Origin of the sequence: Kocuria sp. NBRC 114282, from assembly GCF_030268385.1 — a bacterium.
GTDB classification, from domain to species: Bacteria; Actinomycetota; Actinomycetes; order Actinomycetales; family Micrococcaceae; genus Kocuria; species Kocuria palustris.
Genome location: NZ_BSQO01000002.1, coordinates 70,913 through 92,085, shown reverse-complemented (window position 1 = coordinate 92,085; position 21,173 = coordinate 70,913). Strand labels below are relative to the sequence as shown.

General features: G+C 71.7%; 15 protein-coding genes. 4 read left to right on the top strand and 11 right to left on the bottom strand.

The window, feature by feature from the left end:
• Positions 1 to 49 precede the first annotated feature (49 nt).
• From QSJ40_RS04060 to glyA, 4 genes are all read right to left on the bottom strand, one after another.
• On the bottom strand, positions 50 to 880 hold the full coding sequence (locus QSJ40_RS04060; protein WP_285729583.1) for an exodeoxyribonuclease III: 831 nt from the start codon (positions 878 to 880) through the stop codon (positions 50 to 52).
• A gap of 208 nt (positions 881 to 1,088) precedes the next feature.
• Positions 1,089 to 1,631, bottom strand: coding sequence for a hypothetical protein (locus tag QSJ40_RS04055; protein WP_006215516.1), 543 nt, complete (start codon positions 1,629 to 1,631; stop codon positions 1,089 to 1,091).
• A gap of 180 nt (positions 1,632 to 1,811) precedes the next feature.
• Positions 1,812 to 2,699 carry a bifunctional methylenetetrahydrofolate dehydrogenase/methenyltetrahydrofolate cyclohydrolase gene (locus tag QSJ40_RS04050; RefSeq protein ID WP_285729025.1) on the bottom strand — a complete coding sequence of 296 codons (888 nt, stop codon included), beginning with the start codon at positions 2,697 to 2,699 and terminating at the stop codon, positions 1,812 to 1,814.
• On the bottom strand, positions 2,696 to 3,979 hold the full coding sequence (glyA, locus tag QSJ40_RS04045) for a serine hydroxymethyltransferase (protein ID WP_006215518.1): 1,284 nt from the start codon (positions 3,977 to 3,979) through the stop codon (positions 2,696 to 2,698). Before glyA ends, QSJ40_RS04050 begins: the two co-directional genes overlap by 4 nt.
• Positions 3,980 to 4,307: 328 nt before the next feature.
• On the opposite strand from glyA, the gene QSJ40_RS04040 reads away from it, so the two are divergent.
• Positions 4,308 to 7,607, top strand: coding sequence for a beta-phosphoglucomutase family hydrolase (locus QSJ40_RS04040; RefSeq protein ID WP_285729022.1), 3,300 nt, complete (start codon positions 4,308 to 4,310; stop codon positions 7,605 to 7,607).
• A gap of 109 nt (positions 7,608 to 7,716) precedes the next feature.
• Here QSJ40_RS04040 and QSJ40_RS04035 read toward each other — a convergent pair whose 3' ends face one another.
• From QSJ40_RS04035 to QSJ40_RS04025, 3 genes are read right to left on the bottom strand one after another with little or no spacing between them, the layout of a single operon-like run.
• The gene (locus QSJ40_RS04035) at positions 7,717 to 8,268 is read right to left on the bottom strand and encodes a gamma carbonic anhydrase family protein (protein WP_006215520.1); all 552 of its coding nucleotides are present in this window, start codon (positions 8,266 to 8,268) and stop codon (positions 7,717 to 7,719) included.
• 44 nt (positions 8,269 to 8,312) lie between these two features.
• Complete coding sequence (locus tag QSJ40_RS04030) at positions 8,313 to 8,930, bottom strand: TetR/AcrR family transcriptional regulator (protein ID WP_006215521.1); 618 nt, start codon at positions 8,928 to 8,930, stop codon at positions 8,313 to 8,315.
• Positions 8,931 to 8,971: 41 nt separating this feature from the next.
• Positions 8,972 to 10,057 (bottom strand): LacI family DNA-binding transcriptional regulator, encoded by a 1,086-nt coding sequence (locus QSJ40_RS04025; RefSeq protein ID WP_006215522.1) that lies wholly within the window; start codon positions 10,055 to 10,057, stop codon positions 8,972 to 8,974.
• Positions 10,058 to 10,405: 348 nt separating this feature from the next.
• On the opposite strand from QSJ40_RS04025, the gene QSJ40_RS04020 reads away from it, so the two are divergent.
• Complete coding sequence (locus tag QSJ40_RS04020) at positions 10,406 to 12,052, top strand: substrate-binding domain-containing protein (protein WP_285729016.1); 1,647 nt, start codon at positions 10,406 to 10,408, stop codon at positions 12,050 to 12,052.
• A 76-nt stretch (positions 12,053 to 12,128) separates the two neighbouring features.
• Here the strand turns inward: QSJ40_RS04020 and purH are convergent, their stop codons facing one another.
• Together purH and purN are read right to left on the bottom strand one after the other, a co-directional pair.
• A complete protein-coding gene (gene purH / locus QSJ40_RS04015; protein ID WP_006215524.1) occupies positions 12,129 to 13,745 on the bottom strand; it encodes a bifunctional phosphoribosylaminoimidazolecarboxamide formyltransferase/IMP cyclohydrolase in 1,617 nt (538 codons plus the stop codon).
• 95 nt (positions 13,746 to 13,840) lie between these two features.
• A complete protein-coding gene (gene purN, locus QSJ40_RS04010) occupies positions 13,841 to 14,401 on the bottom strand; it encodes a phosphoribosylglycinamide formyltransferase (RefSeq protein WP_006215525.1) in 561 nt (186 codons plus the stop codon).
• Positions 14,402 to 14,519: 118 nt separating this feature from the next.
• On the opposite strand from purN, the gene QSJ40_RS04005 reads away from it, so the two are divergent.
• Entirely contained in the window at positions 14,520 to 15,017 is a 498-nt protein-coding gene (locus QSJ40_RS04005; protein WP_155930929.1) for a hypothetical protein, read from the top strand.
• Between the two features lie 13 nt (positions 15,018 to 15,030).
• Here QSJ40_RS04005 and QSJ40_RS04000 read toward each other — a convergent pair whose 3' ends face one another.
• The gene (locus QSJ40_RS04000; RefSeq protein ID WP_278856077.1) at positions 15,031 to 16,626 is read right to left on the bottom strand and encodes a cell division protein PerM; all 1,596 of its coding nucleotides are present in this window, start codon (positions 16,624 to 16,626) and stop codon (positions 15,031 to 15,033) included.
• A gap of 141 nt (positions 16,627 to 16,767) precedes the next feature.
• Between QSJ40_RS04000 and QSJ40_RS03995 the strand changes: the two genes are divergently transcribed.
• Entirely contained in the window at positions 16,768 to 17,958 is a 1,191-nt protein-coding gene (locus tag QSJ40_RS03995) for a glycosyltransferase family 4 protein (RefSeq protein WP_053446941.1), read from the top strand.
• Positions 17,959 to 18,031: 73 nt separating this feature from the next.
• Here the strand turns inward: QSJ40_RS03995 and QSJ40_RS03990 are convergent, their stop codons facing one another.
• Positions 18,032 to 21,157 (bottom strand): hypothetical protein, encoded by a 3,126-nt coding sequence (locus QSJ40_RS03990; RefSeq protein ID WP_204782776.1) that lies wholly within the window; start codon positions 21,155 to 21,157, stop codon positions 18,032 to 18,034.
• Positions 21,158 to 21,173 lie beyond the last annotated feature (16 nt).

Genomic DNA, 21,173 nt, shown 5'->3' with positions numbered 1-21,173 from the left:
CGCGGATGATTCGGTGCTGGGGGCTCGGGTCTGCTCCGGACCCGCGCGGTCAGAGCCGGTAGTCGACCACGAGCGCGGCATGGTCCGAGACCCGGGTGTCGTAGCTCTCGGCGCGGTCCACGACGGCCCGCACGGCACGCTCTGCGAGTGCCGGGGTGGCCATGTGGTAGTCGATGCGCCAGCCGGCATCGGTGTCGAAGGCCTTGCCGCGGTAGGACCACCATGTGTAGGGGCCCGGGACCTCGCCGGCCAGGCGGCGGGCGACGTCGACGTAGCCGAGGTCGCCGAAGAACCGGTCGAAGTAGGCTCGCTCCTCCGGCAGGAAGCCCGAGTTCTTGACGTTGCCCTTCCAGTTCTTGATGTCCAGCTCAGTGTGGCCCACGTTCAGATCGCCCACGACCAGCACGTGGTCCGCGGTCTGGGCCAGCTCCGGCAGGCGGGTGAGCATGGCCTCCAGGAAGGCGTACTTGTCGACCTGCTTGGGAGTCTCGACCTCGCCCGAATGGACGTAGGCGGAGACCAGGGTGAGCAGCGAGCCGTCCGGCAGCCGCAGGTCGTCCTCGACCCAGCGCCCGGAGTCGTTCAGGCCGTCGCCCAGGCCCTCACGGCGCGCCTCCGGGCTCAGGGTCCCGCCATGGGCGCCGCGGCGCACCGCGGTCAGCACTCCGGCGCGGCCCTTGGCCTCGGCCTCCTGGTGGTGGATCTCCCACTCCTGCTCGCCGAGCAGCTCGCGGGCGATCGCGTCGGAGGCGCGGACCTCCTGCAGGCACAGGACGTCGACGTCGCGCGGGGCCAGCCACTCGGCCATCCCCCGCTTGTACGCGGCCCGGATGCCGTTCACGTTCATGCTGGCGATGCGCAGCAGCTGCTCGCGGGGCACGGAGGCGCCCTCCTGCTCTGCGGGCTGTGCGGTGGTCTCTGCGCTCACCGGCGCTCCTCTCGTGGTCTGCGTCCGTTCATGGGGTCTGCCCGAGCGTCCGGCGCACTGGTCGGCGCCCGGCGGCGTCCTCCGAGTCCTCGGTCCCGGCCGGGGCCTGTCGGCTCTGCGGCCTGGAGGGTCCTGCTGCTTCCGAGCTACGCTGCACCGCTCAGTCGACGATGTCGCCGTCCACCGGAGCGGCGGAGTCCTGCACCATGCCCATGCCGTTCGAGGCGGTCACCGCGATCGTATCCAGAGCGCGGTCGACCTGGGCGCGATCTCCCGGGTTCGAGCCGTCTGCAGCGGGCAGATTCGCGGAGATCACGCGCGTCTGGACCATGATGATCTGGAACGAGTGCTCGATCTTCTGGTCGGTGATCGAGCGGCTCGGAGCCGGCGCGCTCTGCGTAGCGGCCGGGGCCCGTCCGAAGGCTCGCTGCGCGGTGCGCTGGGCCTCCTCCATCTGCCGGGCGCCGAAGCGGGCCGCCTTGCGCACCGACCACAGCACGAACGCGGCGATCAGCAGCCAGCCGGCGGCGATGCCGGCCAGGATCCAGCCGAGCAGCGAGCTCTCGTTGGCCGCCTGCAGAAGGGCCACCACGAAGATCACGACGAGCGCCGCGATCCCGATCAGCGAGATCCACAGCCCCGTGCGCCCAGAGGCTGCGGGAGTGCTCTGACGGGACGGGTTCTCGGTGCCGATCTGCTGCATGCCCCACATTGTTCCGCATCGGCACGGGACCCGCGAATCAGCGCGCCCGGCTCTCGCCCCCGGCGGATCCTCGTCCCGCGGTCCCTCGGCAGTCGGACAGGCCCCTCGGTGCGCCGAGCGCACCGAGGGGCCTGTCTCGTGAGGGCTCGCGGGACGAGCACGGCCGCGCCCCGCCGACGATCAGCCCTGCTGCGCCAGCCGCTCGGCGGCCGTGACCACGTTGACGAGCAGCATGGCTCGGGTCATGGGCCCGACGCCGCCGGGGTTGGGCGACATCCAGGAGGCCCGCTCGGCTGCGGCCGGATCGATGTCTCCGGTGAGGACCTTCTTGCCCTTCTGCGGTTCCTCCACTCGGGAGACTCCGACGTCGAGCAGGACCGCGCCCTCCTTGATCTGCTCGGCGCCGATCATGTGCGGCTGACCAGCGGCTGCCACGATGACGTCCGCGCGGGCCAGCAGCGAGTCCAGGTCCTGCGTGCCCGTGTGGGCCAGCGTGACGGTGGCGTTGATCTCCCGGCGCGTCAGCAGCAGCCCGATCGGCCGTCCGACCGTCACGCCGCGGCCCACCACCAGGACCTCCTTGCCGCGCAGCTCGACGCCGTGACGCTGCAGCAGCTCCACGATCCCGGCCGGGGTGCAGGGCAGCGGCGAGTCCATGGGATCCGACACGTTGAGCACCAGGCGCCCCAGGTTCGTGGGGTGGAGGCCGTCGGCGTCCTTGTCCGGATCCACGAGCTCGAGGATCCGGTTCGTGTCCAGATGCTTCGGCAGCGGCAGCTGCACGATGTAGCCCGTGCAGGCCGGGTCCTCGTTCAGCGCCCTGATCTCGGCCTCGAGATCCTCCTGGGAGATGTCCTCCGGCAGGTCGCGGCGGATCGAGGTGATGCCGACCTCAGCGCAGTCGCGGTGCTTGCCCGCCACATAGGAGTGCGAGGCGGGGTCGTCGCCGACCAGGACCGTGCCGAGCCCGGGGACCACGCCCCGCTCGCCGAGCGCGGCGACGCGCTCGGCGAGCTCGTTCTTGATCTGCCGTGCGGTCTCGCGGCCGTCCAGGATCTGTGCGCTCACCAGTTCTCGAGCCCTTCGTACAGCGGGAAGTCGGCGGCCAGCTTGTCGACGCGGGCGCGCAGGGCGGCGACGTCGGGACCGGGCTTCAGGGCGGTCGCGATGATGTCGGCGACCTCCTCGAACTCGGCCGCGCCGAAGCCGCGCGTGGCCAGCGCCGGGGTGCCGATGCGCAGGCCGGAGGTGACCATGGGCGGGCGGGGGTCGAACGGCACCGCATTGCGGTTGACCGTGATGCCGACCTCGTGCAGCAGATCCTCCGCCTGCTTGCCGTCCAGCTCGGACTCGCGCAGATCCACGAGCACCAGGTGGACGTCGGTGCCGCCGGTGAGCACGGAGACGCCTGCCTCGGTGACATCGGAGGCGGTCAGGCGCTCGGCCAGGATCCGCGCGCCCTCGAGGGTGCGCTCCTGCCGCTCGCGGAACTCCTGGGAGGCTGCGATCTTGAAGGCCACGGCCTTGGCCGCGATCGCGTGCATGAGCGGTCCGCCCTGCTGGCCCGGGAACACATTGGAGTCGACCTTCTTCTTCCACTCCTCCGTGGTCAGGATGACGCCCGAGCGGGGTCCGGCCAGGGTCTTGTGGACCGTGGAGGTGGTGATGTCCGCGTGGGGCACGGGGTTCGGGTGCAGACCCGCGGCGACCAGACCGGCGAAGTGGGCCATGTCGACCCACAGGGTGGCCCCGACCTCATCGGCGATCGAGCGGAAGGCCTCGAAGTCGAGCTGGCGGGGGTAGGCGGACCAGCCGGCCACGATCACCTTGGGCTGGGCGGCGACGGCCTGCTCGCGGACCTTGTCCATGTCCAGGACCAGGGTCTCGGGGTCCACCTCGTAGGGGGCGATGTCGTAGAGCTTGCCCGACACGTTGAGCTTCATGCCGTGGGTCAGGTGCCCGCCGTGGGCCAGCGAGAGGCCCATGAGGGTGTCGCCGGGCTGCATCATGGCCGCCATGACCGCCGCGTTGGCCTGGGCGCCCGAGTGCGGCTGCACGTTGGCGTGGAAGGCCCCGAACAGCTGCGTGGCGCGGTCGCGGGCGAGGTTCTCCACCACGTCGACATGCTCGCAGCCGCCGTAGTAGCGGCGTCCGGGGTAGCCCTCGGCGTACTTGTTGGTCAGCACCGAGCCCTGGGCCTCGAGGACCGCGCGGGGGGCGAAGTTCTCGGAGGCGATCATCTCGAGGGTGTCGCGCTGACGACCGACCTCGGCGGTGATCGCAGCGGCGACCTCCGGGTCCACCTCGGACAGCGGCGCATCGGTGATGCTGGGACGACTGGGGCTCATCGTGGCTCCTCATCTGGCACGGACGGTCCTGAACGTTCTCATCCACTCTAGTGCTCCGGCTCATCGTGTTCCGAGCCCGGCGGCACGACCTGCTCGAGGCACCCGAAGTGCGCACATCCCGACACCTCCGCAGGGACTGCGCCGAGGCCCTCTCGCCGGTAGGGTTGCCCCGGACCTGCTTCCGTCGGCAAGCGAATGCGCACAGCGCTGCTCGCCGACGACCGGCAGGAAGTCCTCCAGCCAGACGCACCGCCGCGCCCTGATCCTGAGCATCGCCGGCCTGTCTGCCGGTCGACTCGGGCCCAGCGCAGGACCCTCAGGAGTGCCCGTGAACGCCCTTCCGCAATCGCCCTTCACCGCATCGCTCGAGCAGATCCATCCCGGCGGCCCCGCCGCCGAGAGCTCCGCGGACCACCTGCGGACCACCTTTGCCGCTGTGATCTTCGACATGGACGGCGTGGTGACGGATACGGCGGCCGTCCACGCCAGCGCCTGGAAGTCGCTGTTCGACGCCCTCCTGGCGGATGAGCGCCTCCAGGCCCTGAAGTCCGACGGCACCATCGATCGCCGGGAGTTCGACATCTCCCGGGACTACCGCGACTTCGTCGACGGCCGCCGCCGCGAGGATGGCATCCGCACGCTGCTGGCCTCCCGCGGGGCCTTCCTGCCCGAGGGCTCGGACGACGAGGCCCCCGGCACGTGGACCGTCCAGGGCCAGGCCGCGCTGAAGAACGACTACTTCAACGCCGCGCTCGAGCAGAAGGGCGTCCGCGTCTTCGACGCCACGATCGAGCTGATCCGCCGCCTTCGCGAGGGCGAGGTCCCCGTGGGCCTGGTGACCGCCTCCCGCAACTCGACCACGGTGCTCGAGCGCGCCGAGGTCGCCGATCTCTTCGACTTCATCGTCGACGGCGCCATGGCCCAGGCCGAGGGCCTGCCCGGCAAGCCCTCCCCGGACACCTTCCTGCGCTGCGCCCAGGAGCTCGGCGTCGACCCGGCCGATGCGGTCGTCGTCGAGGACGCCGTGGCCGGCGTGCAGGCGGGCGCGGCAGGCGGCTTCGGACTGGTGGTGGGCATCGCCCGCCACGGCGACCGCCAGGCGCTCTACCGCGGCGGCGCGGACGTCGTGCTGAACGACGTCGGCGAGCTGGACCTCGGCGCGCGCCGCGACGACCCGTGGAAGCTCGTCTTCGAGGGCTTCGACCCGGCCGTGCAGGCCCGCCGCGAGACCCTGATGACGCTGTCCAACGGCTACATGGGCGTGCGCGGCTCCCACAGCGAGCGCTCCCAGGACGGCGTGCACAGCCCGGGCAACTACCTGGCCGGCGTGTTCAACCGCGTGGTCAGCCACATCAACGGCCGGGACGTCGAGCACGAGTCCATGGTCAACGTCCCCAACTGGACCACCATGGACGTGCGCATCGCCGGCGGCACGTGGCTGTCCGAGGGCGGTCTGGACTACTCCGACGAGCGCACCGAGCTCGACCTGCGCCGCGGCCTGCTGACCCGCACCATGACGCTGACGGATCGCGAGGGCGACCCGGCCGAGTCCGGTGAGCGTGCCGTGCTGAAGGTCATCCAGCGTCGCCTGGTCTCCCTGCGCCACCGCCACATCGGCGCGCAGGAGACCGTCTTCGAGTCGCAGAACTTCACCGGGCGCATCCACGTGCGCACGGGCATCGACCCCAGCGTCGTCAACGACGGCGTCAAGGAGTACCGCGAGCTGAACTCGCACCACCTGGTGCTCGAGGAGTCCACCACGCTGGCGGACGAGCAGGAGACGCTGCTGTCGCTCGTGCGCACCAACCAGTCGCAGATCCAGATCGCCACGGCCCAGCGCACCCACGTGGACGGGGCCGCCTCCGTGCGCGCCCGCCGCGAGATCCGCCCCGGCGGCACGGAGTTCCGCCGCCTCCAGATCGCGCTGCGCAAGGGCGAGCCGGTCACCGTGGCCCAGACCACCGCGGTGGTCACCAGCCGCGACGCCGCGATCGGCTCCCCGAGCGAGGGCGCCCTGTCCCAGCTGAACCGCAACCCGCAGGACTTCGGCCAGCTGCTCGAGGCCCATGTGGTCGAGTGGGAGCAGCTGTGGCGCCGCTACGACGTCGCCCTGGACGAGGAGATCGACAAGCGCCCTGAGGACCTGCTGACCCAGCTGGCCCTGCGCACGCACACGTTCCACACGGCGCAGACGCTGGCCCCGCACATGTCCTTGCGCGATGCCGGCGTCCCGGCCCGCGGACTGCATGGCGAGGGCTACCGCGGCCACATCTTCTGGGACGAGCTCTACATCCTGCCGGTGATCTCGCTGCACCAGCCGCACGTGACCCGCTCGCTGCTGTCCTACCGCTGGCGCCGTCTGGCGGAGGCGCAGCACCGCGCGACCCAGTTCGGCCTGCGCGGAGCGGCCTTCCCGTGGCAGTCGGGCTCGGACGGCCGCGAGGAGACCCCGCCCGAGCTGTTCAACCACCACTCGCAGCGCTGGCTGCCGGACAACTCGTGGCGGCAGTTCCACGTGGGCCTGGCCATCGCCTACAACGCGTGGCTGTACTACGAGGCCACCGGTGACCTGGACTGGCTCTCGGGCCACGGCTCGGACCTGATCATCGGCATCACGCGCCTGTTCGACTCCCTGGCCGAGTACGACAAGGCCGACGGCCGCTACCACATCAGCGGCGTCATGGGCCCCGACGAGTACCACGACGGCCCCCGCGGCCAGCACGGGGGCGGTCTCAAGGACAACGCGTACACGAACGTCCTGGCCGCGTGGCTGTTCCGCCACTCGGCGCACATCTTCCAGGACATGGTCGAGCACCAGCGCGAGGAGCTCTCGGCGCGCTTCGGCGTGACCGCGGAGGAGGCCGAGCACTGGCACGAGGTCTCGCAGAAGCTCGCGGTGCCGTTCAACTCCGACGGCACGATCTCCCAGTACGACGGCTACGACTCCCTCGATGAGCTGGACTGGGACTTCTACCGCGGCAAGTACCGCAACATCGGCCGCCTGGACCTCCTGCTGGAGAACGAGGGCGACATGACGAACAACTACAAGCTCTCCAAGCAGGCCGACACCATCATGCTGGTCTACCTGCTGGGCCCGGAGGGCGTGATCGAGGAGCTCGGGCGCATGGGCTACGAGGTCGACAACGACGTCATCCAGCGCACCGTGGACTACTACATCCAGCGCTCGTCGAACGGGTCGTCTCTGTCCAAGGTGGTCAACGCCTCCGTGCAGGCCTGGGTCAATCCGGACCGCTCCTGGGCCTCCTTCCAGGACGCGCTGGTCATCGATCTGGACGACACCCAGGGCGGGACGACCGGCGAGGGCATCCACCTGGGTGCCATGGCGGGCTCGGTCGAGGTCGTGACCCGGGCCTACGCCGGCCTGCGCGTGCGCGGCGACTGGATCGAGTTCAGCCCGCACCTGCCGCCGCAGCTGCACGACGTCAGCTTCAGGGTCCTGTACCGCGGGCAGGTCCTCAGCGTCAGGATCGACCACGAGGTCCTGGAGGTGGAGGGCTCCTCCAAGGGCGCCGATCCGGTGACCATCCACGTCGACGGCTCCGAGTACACGCTCCAGGCGGGCCAGAGGATCTCCGTGGCGATCGGACAGCGCACCGGCAGCGCCTGAGCCGCACCGTGCGTCCGTCCCTTCGCGACGGGCGCACGGCGAGCACTGCGACGAGAGGGTGCCGACGCTCCAGGAGCGTCGGCACCCTCTCGTCGTCCAGCCGGTCGGCTCAGGCCTCGTGCTGGAGGCTGCGGTGGCGCCGCGAGAGCTCGAGGTACTCGGCGGCGTTGCTCCGCACCGCCTGGCGCTCCTCGTCCGTGAGCTCGCGACGCACCTTGGCAGGCACGCCGGCCACCAGGCTGCCGGGCGGGACCACGGTGCCCTCGAGCACGACGGCGCCGGCGGCCACCAGCGATCCCGTGCCGATCACCGCCCCGTTGAGCACGGTGGCGCTCATGCCGATCAGGACGTCGTCCTCCACGGTGCAGCCGTGCAGCACCGCCGCGTGGCCCACCGAGACCCGGTCCCCGATGGTGCAGGGGTGCTCCGGATCGGAGTGCACGGTGCAGTTGTCCTGCAGGTTCGACCCCTCCCCCAGACACAGGGCGGAGCGGTCCCCGCGCACGACCGTGCCGTAGAAGACCCCGCTGCCGGGCCCGACCGCCACGTCGCCGATCAGGACGGCGGTGGGGGCGATGAAGGCGTCGTCGGCGACGTCGGGGAGACGGCCCTTCCACGGAAGCAGGGTGGGCACGGGCAGGGGCTGCTGCTGAGGATCCATGGCCTCACAGTACGCGCAGGACGGCGCTGCGGGGCCGGGTCTGCTCAGCCCTCGTCGGAGGCCACGAGGGTGCGGGCGTAGTCCAGGTAGGCCTCGTGGTCGAAGCCCGGCAGCAGCGCCGACTGCACGACCCAGCCCTGCAGCACGGAGAGCACCGCCTGGGAGAACATCTCGACCCACTGTCGGGCGCTGGCCTCCGCCAGCCCCAGCTCGGCGACGGCCCAGTCGGCGAAGACGCGGTCGATCGCCGAGCGCAGCGTCTCCTGGTGGGTGCCCATCAGCTCGGCGACCGCGGGATCCACGGCCGCTTCGGCCCAGGTGATCAGCAGCAGCCGGGCCAGCCGCGGCGAGGCAGCCAGCTGCTCGAGCGCGCCCACGAGCCAGGCATCGGGCTGGAAGCCCTCCTGCGGCTGCTCGGTGCGCGGATCCGCCGGGGAGATGGCCTCCAGGACGCCGTCCAGGCCCGTGCGCACGCACTCGGAGACCAGCTCGGCCTTGCCTCCGGGGAAGTGGTGGTAGAGCGCACCGGCGGAGAGCCCGGTGGCCGCGATGATCTGATGCATCGAGGCGCCGCGGTAGCCGTGGGCCAGGAAGCACTCGGAGGCGGCGTCCAGGACGGCCTGACGCCGTGCGGCGCGGAACTGATCGCTGACCCTGGGCATGTCCCGATCCTATCCGGAACGGGCGTTCGGGGCGGGCGGTCTCAGCGCCGTCTGAGCGTGGGCGTCTCCAGGACCCGGCTCGACTGGCGCACCACGAGCTTGCTCGGCAGGACCAGGGGCCGGCTGGAGGTCGGCTGGGCTCCGCGGATCATGGCCACGAGGTTCTTCGTGGCCGTGGCGCCGATCGCGTGCACGGGGGCGGCGATCGTGGACATGCTCGGGGAGACGTACGGCAGCAGCATGATGTTGTCGTATCCGATCACCGCGGCGTCGCGCGGGACCGAGAGCCCGTGCTCCTGCAGGGTGCGCACGAACCCCACCGCCATGAGGTCGTTGTAGCAGATCACTCCCGAGGTGCGGTGCTCCATCCAGCTCAGCGCTGCGGCCCGGCCGCCCGCGATCGTGGGAGCGACCGGCCCCAGCCGGTGGATGCGCGCGTGCAGCGCCGCTCCGGTCTCCCGCACGGCCCGCCATCGCATGCCGTCGGTCCAGGAGGCCTCCGGCCCGGCGACGTAGGAGATGTCCCGGATGTTCTGCGAGACCAGGTGCTCGACGGCCCGACGGGTGCCCATGGCGTTGTCCGTGACCACGGAGACCACCCCGGAGACGGCCCGGTTGAGCATGATCGTGGGCTTCTGCTTGGCCGTCATCCGCACGGCGGAGTCCGACATGCGGGACGAGACCATCAGAACGCCGTCCACGAGCGGCAGGACCCGCCCCAGCGCCTCCTGCTCCTTCTTGACGGTCTCCTGCGAGTTGGCCAGCACGATCGTGTAGTCGGCGTCGGCGGCGGCCTCCTCGGCCCCCCGCAGCAGATCGAAGTACACGGGGTTGGAGATGTCGCTGAGCACGAGGGCGATCATGCGGGTGCCCTCGCGGGCATCGGTGCGCCGAGTGATCGTGCGGGCGCGGTAGCCGAGCTCGTCGGCCGCGGCGCGGATGCGCTCGGCGGTCTCGAAGGACACGCGTCCCGGGCGGGCGAACGCGCGGGAGACGGTCGAGGGAGCGACCCCCGCCCTCCGCGCGACGTCGTAGATGGTGGGCGCCCGGCCCTTGGACGCGGACGGCCCCTGAGCGGCCTCCGACGGCACAGGATCGTCTGCTGGGGCGCTGCTCTGCTCTTCCATCACCCCCTCAGTCTGGCTCACCCGGAGCGCATCACAAAGCACGCCCGATGCGACCGGGCGCTCAGCCTCGCTGCTGGGCCGCCCTGCCTCGCCTGCTCCGTCACATTCGCTCGACGAGGAGTCGGAGGCAGCGCATCGTATAGGACATTATTCATTGACCGCCGAGCAGGACCCTTTTCGGGACAGAGCTCCCCCGGAGTGGGGACGGCCACAGCCTGCTCCTCTGCTCCGGCCCGTGCCAGACTGCAACAGCCTGCGCTGCGACCCCGGCTGTCCCGGGCCCCCTTCGCCAGCGTGCCCGCCCCTCTCATGTGGCAGTGAGAGCGGCGCCCCCGGGAGGAGAGACCCATGACCAACGGCGATGCACGCCGCGCCGCGCGCGAAGCGGAGAAGACGAAGTCCGGCGGCCGCTGGGCGATCGTCGGCACCGCCGGACTTCTCGTGGTCGGCGGTGCAGGGCTGTGGGCCGTGACCGCCGGCGGGACCGGCGGAACCCCCTCCTCCTGCGAATCCACCGTGCGCATCGCCGTGGCGGCCACGCCCGAGATGGCCCGGGCGCTCGAGCACAAGCCGATCGAAGCCGACTCCTGCGTCCGCCTGGACGTCGTGGAGCAGTCCAGCGCGCAGACTGCCGAGCGCGCGAGCAGCGGCCAGCTCTCCGAGCCCCTCTGGATCCCGGACTCCTCCGGGCGCGTCGATGAGTCGGGCTTCGACGACGCGGTGCAGAGGCACACCCCGTCCCTGGCCTCCTCCCCCGTCGTCGTGGCCTCCGCAGACGGCTCCGAGGACCTGCCCGGCACCTGGACCGAGCTGCTCGAGGAGAACGGCGCCCGCATGGGCGATCCCCTCGACGACGGCGGCGCCCAGGCGGCCATGCAGGCGGTGACCGCCGAGGCGCAGAGCGAGAAGGTCGACCCCGCGGCGGCCCAGGAAGCGCTGACGCTGCGCGCCCAGACCCAGGACGTCTCCTCCCCGCTGCTGGACGCGACCGGGCTGCTCGAAGCCGTCGAGCAGGACGGCGGCCAGTCGATCGTGGCCGAGCACGACCTGCTCGATGACGACGCCGCCTCCGATCTGCGCGCCGGCGTGCCGGACAGCGGCACGGCCTTCCTGGACTACCCTCTGATGGTCACCAGCGGCTCGCTGTCGAGCTCGAACTCCGTGCAGACCGCCGCCGACGAGATCGCCGCCTGGTTCGAGACCGACGAGGGCCGCGAGGCCCTGGCCGATGCCGGCCTGCGCCCCGCCGACGGTGCACCGCTCGAGGACGACCACTCGATCGAGATCCCCGAACGGCTGGAGATCGAGGATCGCGCCGCCTACGACCAGGTGGCCGAGACCTACGACCGTCAGTCGGCCCCCCTCAATGCGCTGGTGGTCGTGGATGCCTCCGGCTCCATGGGCGAGGAGGAGGACAGCGGCCAGACCCGCTGGGACTCCACCATGGGCACCCTGTCCATGGGCGCACAGCTGTTCCCGGCCCGCGACAGCCTGGGACTGTGGCTGTTCTCCAGAGACATGGGCCCTGAAGGAGAGCCCTACATCGAGCTGCAGCCGGTGCGCGGCATCGAGGAGGAGGTCCCCGACGAGGACGGGCTCACCCAGCGCGAGGCCCTCCAGGCGGAGATGGCCCAGGCCGAGTACAAGGAGGGCGGCGAGACCGAGCTCTACGAGACCACGCTCGCGGCCTTCCGTGAGCAGCAGCGCAACTGGCAGCCCGGTCAGCTCAACGCGGTGATCCTGGTCTCCGACGGCGGCCAGCAGGTCTACGGCCAAGACGACCCCATGCGCACGGAGGAGCTCATCAGCACGCTCGAGCGGGAGCAGGACCCGGCCAAGCCCGTGCGCATCGTGACTCTGGGCATCTCCGATGACGCCGATCAGGTCGCCCTGGGCGCGATCGCGGGCGTCACCGGCGGCACCTACCACCAGGCCACGGATGAGCAGCAGCTGCAGCAGGCGTTCCTGGAGGGGCTTTCCACGGTCGATCGCTGATCCGCAGCGCCCATGAGCTGAGGCCCCCGCACCATCGGTGCGGGGGCCTCAGCTCATGGCGGGGGGGGGGGGAGCCTCAGTGGAAGAAGTGGCGCGCCCCGGTCGTGTACATGGTCACTCCGGCGGCCTCCGCGGCCGCGATGACCTCCTCGTCGCGGATCGACCCGCCGGGCTGGACCACGGCCCGCACACCGGCCTGCAGCAGCACCTCCAGGCCGTCGGCGAACGGGAAGAACGCGTCCGAGGCGGCGACGGAGCCCTCGGCGCGGCGCTTGCCGTCCGAGTCCAGGGTGTTCGCCCGCTCGACCGCCAGGCGGCACGAGTCCACGCGGTTGACCTGGCCCATGCCGATGCCGACCGTGGCGCCGTCATCGGCGAGCAGGATCGCGTTCGACTTCACCGGGCGCAGCGCCTTCCAGGCGAAGGCCAGATCGGCCATGGTCTGCTCATCGGCGGCCTGACCGGCCACGAGCGTCCAGTTCGCGGGATCGTCGCCCTCGGCCTGGCTGCGATCGGCCACCTGCATCAGCGCGCCGCCGGAGATCTGACGGAACTCGAGCGGATCGCGGCCGAAGCCCTCCGGCAGGCGCAGCAGGCGGATGTTCTTCTTCTGCGTGAGGATCTCCAGGGCGGCCGGCTCGAAGTCCGGAGCCACCACGACCTCGGTGAAGATGTCCTTGACGGCGCGGGCCATGGCCTCGCTCACCGGCCGGTTCACAGCGATCACTCCGCCGTAGGCCGAGAGCGGATCGCAGGCGTGGGCCTTGCGGTGGGCGTCAGCCACCGGGTCCTCGGCGCCCGGTGTGGCCACGGCCAGACCGCACGGATTGTTGTGCTTGACGACCGCCACGGCGGGCTCGTCGAAGTCGCCCACGGTGCGCAGAGCGGCGTCGGCGTCGACGTAGTTGTTGTAGGACATGGCCTTGCCGTGCAGCTGCTCGGCCTGGGCGATGCCCGCAGACGCCGCCTGATCCAGGTAGAGGGCCGCGGCCTGGTGGGGGTTCTCGCCGTAGCGCAGGGTCTCGGCGCGCTCGAAGCCCAGACCGGCGTACGGCGGCATGACCAGGTCCGCCTGCGGGTCGTCCGCAAGCAGCGTCTTCTGGGTCCACTCGGCCACGGCGGTGTCGTAGGCGGCCGTGTGCGAGAAGGCGGCGGCGGCCAGGCGGCGGCGCGCGGCCAGGTCGAACCCGCCGTCCGAGGCGGCCGCCACGACGTCGTCATAGCGGGCCGGGTCCACGACCACGGCCACGGACGGGTGGTTCTTGGCTGCCGCGCGGACCATGGACGGCCCGCCGATGTCGATCTGCTCGACGACCTCGTCTCGCCCGGCGCCGGAGCGCACGGTCTCGGCGAACGGGTACAGGTTCACGACCACCAGGTCGAAGGACTCGATCTCGAGCTGCTGCAGCTGCCGGACGTGGTCGTCCTTGCGGCGATCGGCCAGGATGCCGGCGTGCACGCGCGGGTGCAGGGTCTTCACCCGGCCCTCGAGGCACTCGGGGAACCCGGTCAGGTCGGCGACCTCGGTCACGGGAACGCCGGCCTCGGCGATGCGCTTGGCCGTGGAGCCGGTCGAGACGAGGGAGACTCCGGCGGAGTGCAGGCCCTGGGCGAGCTCCTCCAGACCGGTCTTGTCGTAGACGGAGATCAGCGCGCGCTTCAGGGGCAGGCGGTCCAGCTGGTTCTGGCTCACAGACGGTCACTTCCTGATGGTGGATCGGGGCTCGGCGCCGCTTCCGGCGCGCGCACCAGTCTAGGACCCGTGGAGGGAAGGCGCCTGTGCCCTGCTCAGCCGCGGGAGAGCTGGGCGACCGTGTCCACGAGCAGCTCCCGCTCGGCGGCCTTGATCCGCTCGTGCAGCGAGTCCTCGTCGTCCTCCGGGGCCACGGCGACGGCGGTCTGGGCCAGGATCTGCCCCGCATCGACCTCCGGGACCACGCGGTGGACCGTGGCGCCGGTGATCTTCACCCCGTGGGCGAGGGCGTCGCGCACGCCGTGGGCGCCGGGGAAGGACGGCAGCAGGGCCGGATGGGTGTTGATCAGGCGATCGGCGAACGCTGCCACGAACTGCGCGTCGAGGATCCGCATGAACCCGGCCAGGATCACCAGGTCGGGCTCGCGCTCGGCCACCGCGGACTGGAGCGCGCGGTTCCAGCTGGGGCGGTCGGAGTACGACGACGGCGCCACGAGGAAGTCCTCGACGCCTGCGGCACGGGCGCGCTCGAGCCCGGCGCAGTCCTTGTCGGCTCCCACAGCGACGATCTCGGCAGGGATCCGGCCGTCGGCGACGGCATCGAGCAGAGCCTGTGCGGTGGTCCCGGAGCCGGAGAGGAGGATGACGAGGCGCATGTCTGGAATCCTATCGGCGCCCGAGCAGCCGCCGCGTCAGCCGTCGGGTGTCTGCCCGTGCCCGGCCCTGCGGGCCACCGGTGCGATCGGCGCAGGCCCGGCCCGTAGACTCGTGGCCATGAGCTCCGCACCTCCCCCTCCGAGCCCCACGACCCCGCGACCGGGACCGGGCGGCGACGGCGGGCCAGGCGGCGAGGAGCAGGAGCCGCGCGTGCTCAGCGGGCCCGCGGGCACCGCGCTGATCGCGCTGCTGGCGGTGGGCGCGGCCATGCTGCTGAGCTCCGGGCCGCTGTGGATGACGCTGGCCGGACTCGTGGCCGCCGTGGCCGGGATGATCCTGGCCGTCGTGGCGCTGGCGCGGATCCGTCGCGCACCGCGCAAGGCCACCATCATCATGACCTCGGTCATCGCGCTGGTCATCGGGCTGTGGAGCCTGATCGGCGGCGGCGCGCGGCTGCTGTTCTGGGACCAGGTCTCCGCCTACGACACCTGCATGTCGAGCTCGGTGACGATCGCCGGGACGTCGTCCTGCCAGCAGGAGCTCGAGGACGGGCTGCGCGAAGCGATCCTGCCGGGCTCCGCCCAGGATGCTCCGGCGGACGGGCCGACCTCCTGAAGAGGGCCGGGGCTCAGCGGTCGCGGACGGCCTTGCGCCTGCGCCGACGGCGCTCGTCCGCGGACTCCTTGCGCTGCCTCTTGGCCTGCACGGCCTCGGCGCGCTGGCGGCGACCCTGCTTGATCTCCGCGCGTCGGCGCGCCTCCCGCTGGCGGTCCGCCTCGGCGCGCGAGGCCGCCTCCTGCCGAGCCCGCTCGTCCTCGTCCTGGACGCTCCACAGCTCGTCGTCCTCGGAAGCACCCGCCTCCGGCTCGGCGGCTGCCGCGCCCGTGCGCACCGCACGGCGATGGTCCGTCCAGGGGCTGAGGATCAGGGCGATCAGGGCCCCGAGCGCCACCTCGAGCCCGACGGCCAGCGCCAGGCGCGCAGGATCGGGACCCACCTCCGTGAGGGCGCCCAGTCCCAGGGATCCGGAGGAGACCGCCCCCAGCAGCAGCATCAGCGCACCCGCGACCGCCCCGATCAGCACCGAGCTCAGCACGATGACCAGGGGCGCGGACAGCCACCGGCTCGGCAGGCGCACCGCGATCCACTCGCCCAGGTGGTCCTCGCCCTCGCGGGCGAACCAGTGACCGGCGGCGAACCCGCCGAGCACGAGCAGCACAGGGGCGGCCAGCAGCGCCGGCGCCGGATCGTGACCGGGCAGGATCGCCAGCACCGGCAGCATGGGCAGTGCCTCGGCCTGGGTTCCGGCCGGCGTGATCGCGGTGCCGTCGCCGATCGCGAAGCCGGCGCCCGAGGCCCAGGCGGAGGCCCACAGCACGAGGTTGGGCAGCAGGGCGAAGTGCAGCACCGCCACGGCGATGTCGCCGGGGATGTCCGTGCCGAGCGCGCGGTGGGCCTCGAGCATGGACTCGGCCCCGGTGGCCAGGGCCAGCAGCATGCACACCGCACCGGCCAGCACGGCGCACAGGGCGCCGATGCCTCCGGCGCGCAGCAGCGCCCAGAGATAGGATCCGGCCCACCGGTAGTCCTGGCGCATCCGCTGTGCTCGCGCGACCGTGCGCTGCCCCACCAGGGCGGCCGCAGAGCCCTCCTCGACCATGGCTCCGATCGCGATGAAGAGGCAGACGAGCCAGCCGCCGATCAGCAGGGCCCACAGCGGGGAGGCGGCCGAGGCCGGGGTGCGCCCCACGACCGCGACCGCGGCGGCCAGCACGGCGTGGGTGAGCCCCGCGGTGAGCACCGCGGCCCCGAGCCGGGCCCCCGAGGGCGCACCCCGTGCCATGCGCACGCCGACCGCGAAGGACAGCCAGGCGGTGAGCCCGCTGAGGCCCAGGGGCACCAGGCTCACCACGCCTCCCTCGGCCCCCAGCCCCTCCGCCGGGGCGATCAGGACGTCGACAGGGACCCCGAGGGAAAGCAGCCACAGCTGCGCACCGAGCCCGCCCGCGACCGCGGCGGGCAGATGCTCGAAGCTGCCCAGAACGGTCGAGAGCACGAGTGCGATCATGGTGAGCGCGAGCACGGGCACAGCGATGCCCAGCCCGGGCAGCACGCCGCGGTGCCAGGGCACCGAGACGGCCAGGATCTCCTCCGGGGCCCCGCCAGGGGCGACGGAGGACTCCGGAGCGGATGGGGAAGCCGGGGAAGCAGGTCGATCGGTCATCGCCGCACATGGTCTCACGCTCGCCTGCCAGTCCCCGGGGAGACGGACCGCACAGACGGCGGGCATGAGTTCACATCGGCTTCACCGCCAGGCCACTGCTCGGCGACGCTGCGTGCCCCGTGCAGCGCCACACTGGACAGCGTGAGAATCGCTGTCATCGCCGAACAGTTCCTGCCCCATATGAACGGAGTCACCCACTCCGTCATCCGCGTGATCGAGCATCTTCGGTCCCAGGGCCATCATGCGATGGTCATCTGCCCCGCCGCCGATCCGCTGCAGATGACGCACACGGTCGAGGCTCTCGACGGCGACGCCGCCGGACATCCGTCCCTGGACGGGCTCGTCGTCCACCGCCTGCCGGCCGTGCCGCTGACCGGCTACCCCGATGTCCGCCTGGCCGCGGGGCCGACCGCGACCGTGCGCCGGATCCTCAAGCGCTTCGCCCCGGACGTGGTCCACCTGGCCTCCCCGTTCGTGCTCGGCTGGCGCGGCGTCCAGGCCGCCCACCAGCTCGGCGTGCCCTGCGCGGCCGTCTACCAGACCGAGATCCCCGGCTACGCCGCCCGCTACGGCGCCCCGTTCCTCGAGGACGTGCTGTGGGGCCACGTGCAGACGCTGCACAACCTCGCGACCGTGACGCTCGCGCCGTCGACGTTCGCGATCCGCCAGCTGCACGAGCACGGGGTGCAGCGCGTGCACATGTGGCGCAGGGGCGTGGACGCCGTGCGCTTCGATCCCGCCAAGCGAGACGAGGCCTGGCGCCAGGAGATCGGCGGCGGCCGGAAGCTGATCGGCTACGTCGGCCGGCTCGCAGCGGAGAAGCAGGTCGAGGACCTGGCCCGCCTGGACGCCCTGCCGGACTCCCGGCTGGTGATCGTCGGCTCGGGCCCGGAGAAGGAGGCTCTGCGCCGGAGGCTGCCGAACGCGCACTTCGCCGGCTTCCAGGGCGGCGAGGACCTGGCCCGGACCATGGCCTCGTTCGACGTCTTCGTGCACCCCGGAGAGTTCGAGACCTTCTGCCAGACGATCCAGGAGGCCATGGCCTCGGGCGTCCCGGTGGTGGCCACGGGCCGCGGCGGCCCCCTGGACCTGGTGGATCAGTCCCGCAACGGCTGGCTGTACCGCCCGGGCGACCTGGGCCAGCTGGAGCACCACGTCCGCGACCTCGTGGGCGATGACGCCAAGCGGGCGGCCTTCGCCCGCGCCGCACGTGCGACCGTCGAGTCCCGCACCTGGGCGGCCATCGGAGACCAGCTGCTCGCCCACTACGAGCGCGCCCGCATCACCTCCCAGCGCCACCGCTCGGTGCGCCGGATCGTGCGCGCCGGCTGATCAGGGGACCGACGATGGCGGGGCCGGTGCGCTGCACGCGCACCGGCCCCGCCGTCGTGGCGGATCTGGTTCTTCAGCCCATCAGCTTGGCGACCAGCACCTCGGCGAACTCGCGGGTGATGTCGCCGTAGTTCAGCGAGAAGTCGTCGTCCACGCGGGTGGGGATCAGCCCCGAGCACAGCACGGCGGCACGGGCGTAGAGCCCGGGCAGCTCCGCGCCGATCGGCACCGACAGCAGCTGCAGGGACTCGTCCCACGCCGCCAGCGGGGCTCCGGCCTGGCGAGCGGCTAGATGCTTGCCCAGCCCGGAGTTCACGAGTCGGCTGTGGCCCGACTCGACGTCTGCCTCGGTGCGGAACCGGTAGCGCGTGCGGTGGTGGTGGTTGATGCGGAAGAGCCCGACCTGCTCGCGGTCGGTCGTGGCGTGCCAGGTGGCATCGGCCGGGTCGAAGCGCTCGGCCACGCCGTTGTACTGCATCTCCGCGCGCGGCAGTCCCTGCTCGACCTCCGACAGCGGAGGGAGGGTGTCGAGCATGACCGGACCGGCCTCGTAGACGACGTCGCACAGGCCCTCGGGCAGATGCTCCGCCACCGATTCGAGCTCGGCATCCATGATCAGCGACATGGAGTGGTCCTCGGGCGACAGCGTCACCACCGAGCCGCCCGCCTTCTCGGCCGCGGCCACGACCTGGGCCTCCTTCTGCGGCGTCCACCCGCCCGTGAGAAGCACCGAGCCGTCCACGAGCTGGGCCAGCGCCGGCGAGCAGACCTGCCAGCGGCGCACCGTCCAGTTGGCGTCGCGGATCGTCTCCAGGAATCCGAGCGCGTGGAGGTTGCCCACGAACCACTCCTCGAAGCGCTCGGTGTCCTCGAGCTGTCGGGCCACGATGGACAGCGACGAGCGCTTGCCGCCGCCCAGGAACGTGAGCGCGTCCCGGAAGGGGCCCCACGACGACGGGTGCTCCCCGACCTCCGGGCCGATGAACTGCAGGGCGTCCGCCGAGCCGACCTCCGAGACCGCCGAGGCCTTGGTCAGCCGTCCCGGGTAGCGCTTCTCCATGCCGCAGTCGCGGCAGCGCCCGAAGATCCAGGTCGCCTTGGACTTGGGGTCCATGGGCGGGATCACGATGCGGTGCCGCCCCGTCCGCAGGCAGGAGGGGCCGTCGTGCTCCGGCAGCACGTTCTCCCGGGGCACCAGCAGCTGGCCCTCCTCGGAGTGCCAGCCCGGCACGAGCGGCAGTTCGAGATCGGTCTCGACCGGATGGGCCTCCAGGTTGTCGAAGGCGCCCTGGACGTACTCCTCCGGCAGCTCCTCGGCGGTCGCCGCCGTGACGGGCCACAGCGCATCCGTGGGCTCGTGGAGCATTTCGCCCTCATATCCCAGCGAGCGCTGCGTGATGTAGAAGCTGGTGTCGCGGACCTGGTAGGCGATCCGCTGCTTCACGGTGCGTCCGGCCTTGAGGACCAGGATGTAGTCGTTGGGCCGCAGCCGGCCGTCCGGGCCGACCATGGGAGTGGACTCCACGGAGATCTGGAACGGAGGGGTGCGGTTCTCGGCCAGCTTGTGCCGCTCCAGGCGGAAGGTCTCCGCGTGGCGCCACTCCACCTCCAGGGTCAGGGGATCATCCGAGTCGGAGACCACCGTGATCTGCGGCGGGCGCTGCGTGGACCAGCGGATGACGTCGCCGGGGATGCGCAGCCCGCCGGAGAGACGGATCGACGGGACCAGCCGCGGCACCATCCCGGAGAAGTTGTCATCGGCGGTCAGCTCGGGGTTGCCGGCGCGCAGGACCTGGACGCCGTCGAACAGGGCCCAGCCCTCCGGCAGGCCAGCGGTGCCCGCGGGACGGAAGGTGAAGTCCGGGGAGGCGGAGTCCTCAAGGATCGCGCGCATGCCGGCGATCAGGTCCTCGTCGTCGCGGACCAGGACGCGGCACGGCCAGGCGGCCGGGATGTGGTCCACGGAGATGTAGGTGTCCGAGAAGCCGTCCTTGGCGAACACGACGACCGGGCGCGGCGAGCGCCGGAAGCTGTGGGCGCCGGCGGACAGGCGCAACTCGCCGAGCAGCAGCGACTGCGGGTCGATGCGCGCGGAGTATGCGGAGATCCCCAGGTAGGCATCGCCGATGTAGGACAGGAAGACGGAGCGCGGCCCTGCGGTGGTCTCCAGCTCGACATCGCGATCGGCCATGTAGCGCTTGGGCACCACGAAGCCGAACTCGAACTGCGGATTGCCGACGTAGTCGACCGAGTCGACCAGGGTCAGCGATGCCGAATGCTCACCGGGCCGGGAGGTCGCCGAGCGGCGCACCGGCACCGGGCCTCCGGCGGACTCGCGCGAGCGCTCCCAGCGGATGAGCTCGGAGCGGGCGATCTCCAGACCCGGGTCGCGGGTGGAGGAGGTGGACCACAGCTTCTTCATCTCCGGCGAGACCTCGGTGTCGGCCACGTCGAGCCAGAAGTCCAGGTAGATGCCGAGCTCCCCCGCCGAGAGCCCCTGGGCCGTGGTCAGCCCCATGTCCTCGAACATCTGGTGCAGCTGGCGCCGCTCGGACTCCCCGAGCAGCGACTGGGACAGCGCCAGACCCACGGGCCGCTGGTTCAGAGCATCGCCCACGGGCAGCCCGACCTCGCCGTCGCGCAGCTCGAGCCAGTAGCGCACGGCGTCCCAGTAGCCCTCGGCGTCCTTCTTGAACGAGGCCTCCAGGGCCTTGGCGTTGTCCTGGCCGGCTCCGAGCAGGATCGACAGGGGCAGGTAGAAGGCCGTGGCCGCCTTGGCGCCGGTGCGCGAGGCGAGACGGGAGGTGTGGCGCCCGGCCACGGCGAAAAGGCACAGCAGCGCGACGACGGGCGGCGGGGCCAGCTCTTCCAGGGAGTCCAGGGCGCGGCGTGAGTCGCGGTACCACAGCGTGTTCATCCGCGTGAACGCCTCGAGGACCGGGGTGCGCGATCCGTCGAGGACCAGCAGCGGCGTCACCGAGTCGGCGATCGCGCGCAGGACCGAGGGCCCGTCCATCTCGTGCTCGGCGCCGATCCTGGCGAGCACGGCGTCGTCGAGATCCAGCGGGACCAGCTCGCCCGCCTTGTCGGTTCCGAACAGCGCCGCGCACACGGCGTCGTTCCAGCGCAGGTACTCGATCTCCGCGGCGCTGCGGGCGATCCGATGGTCTCCGAGGCTGAGTCCTCGCGTATGAGCCAACTTCTCCTCCGTCCGC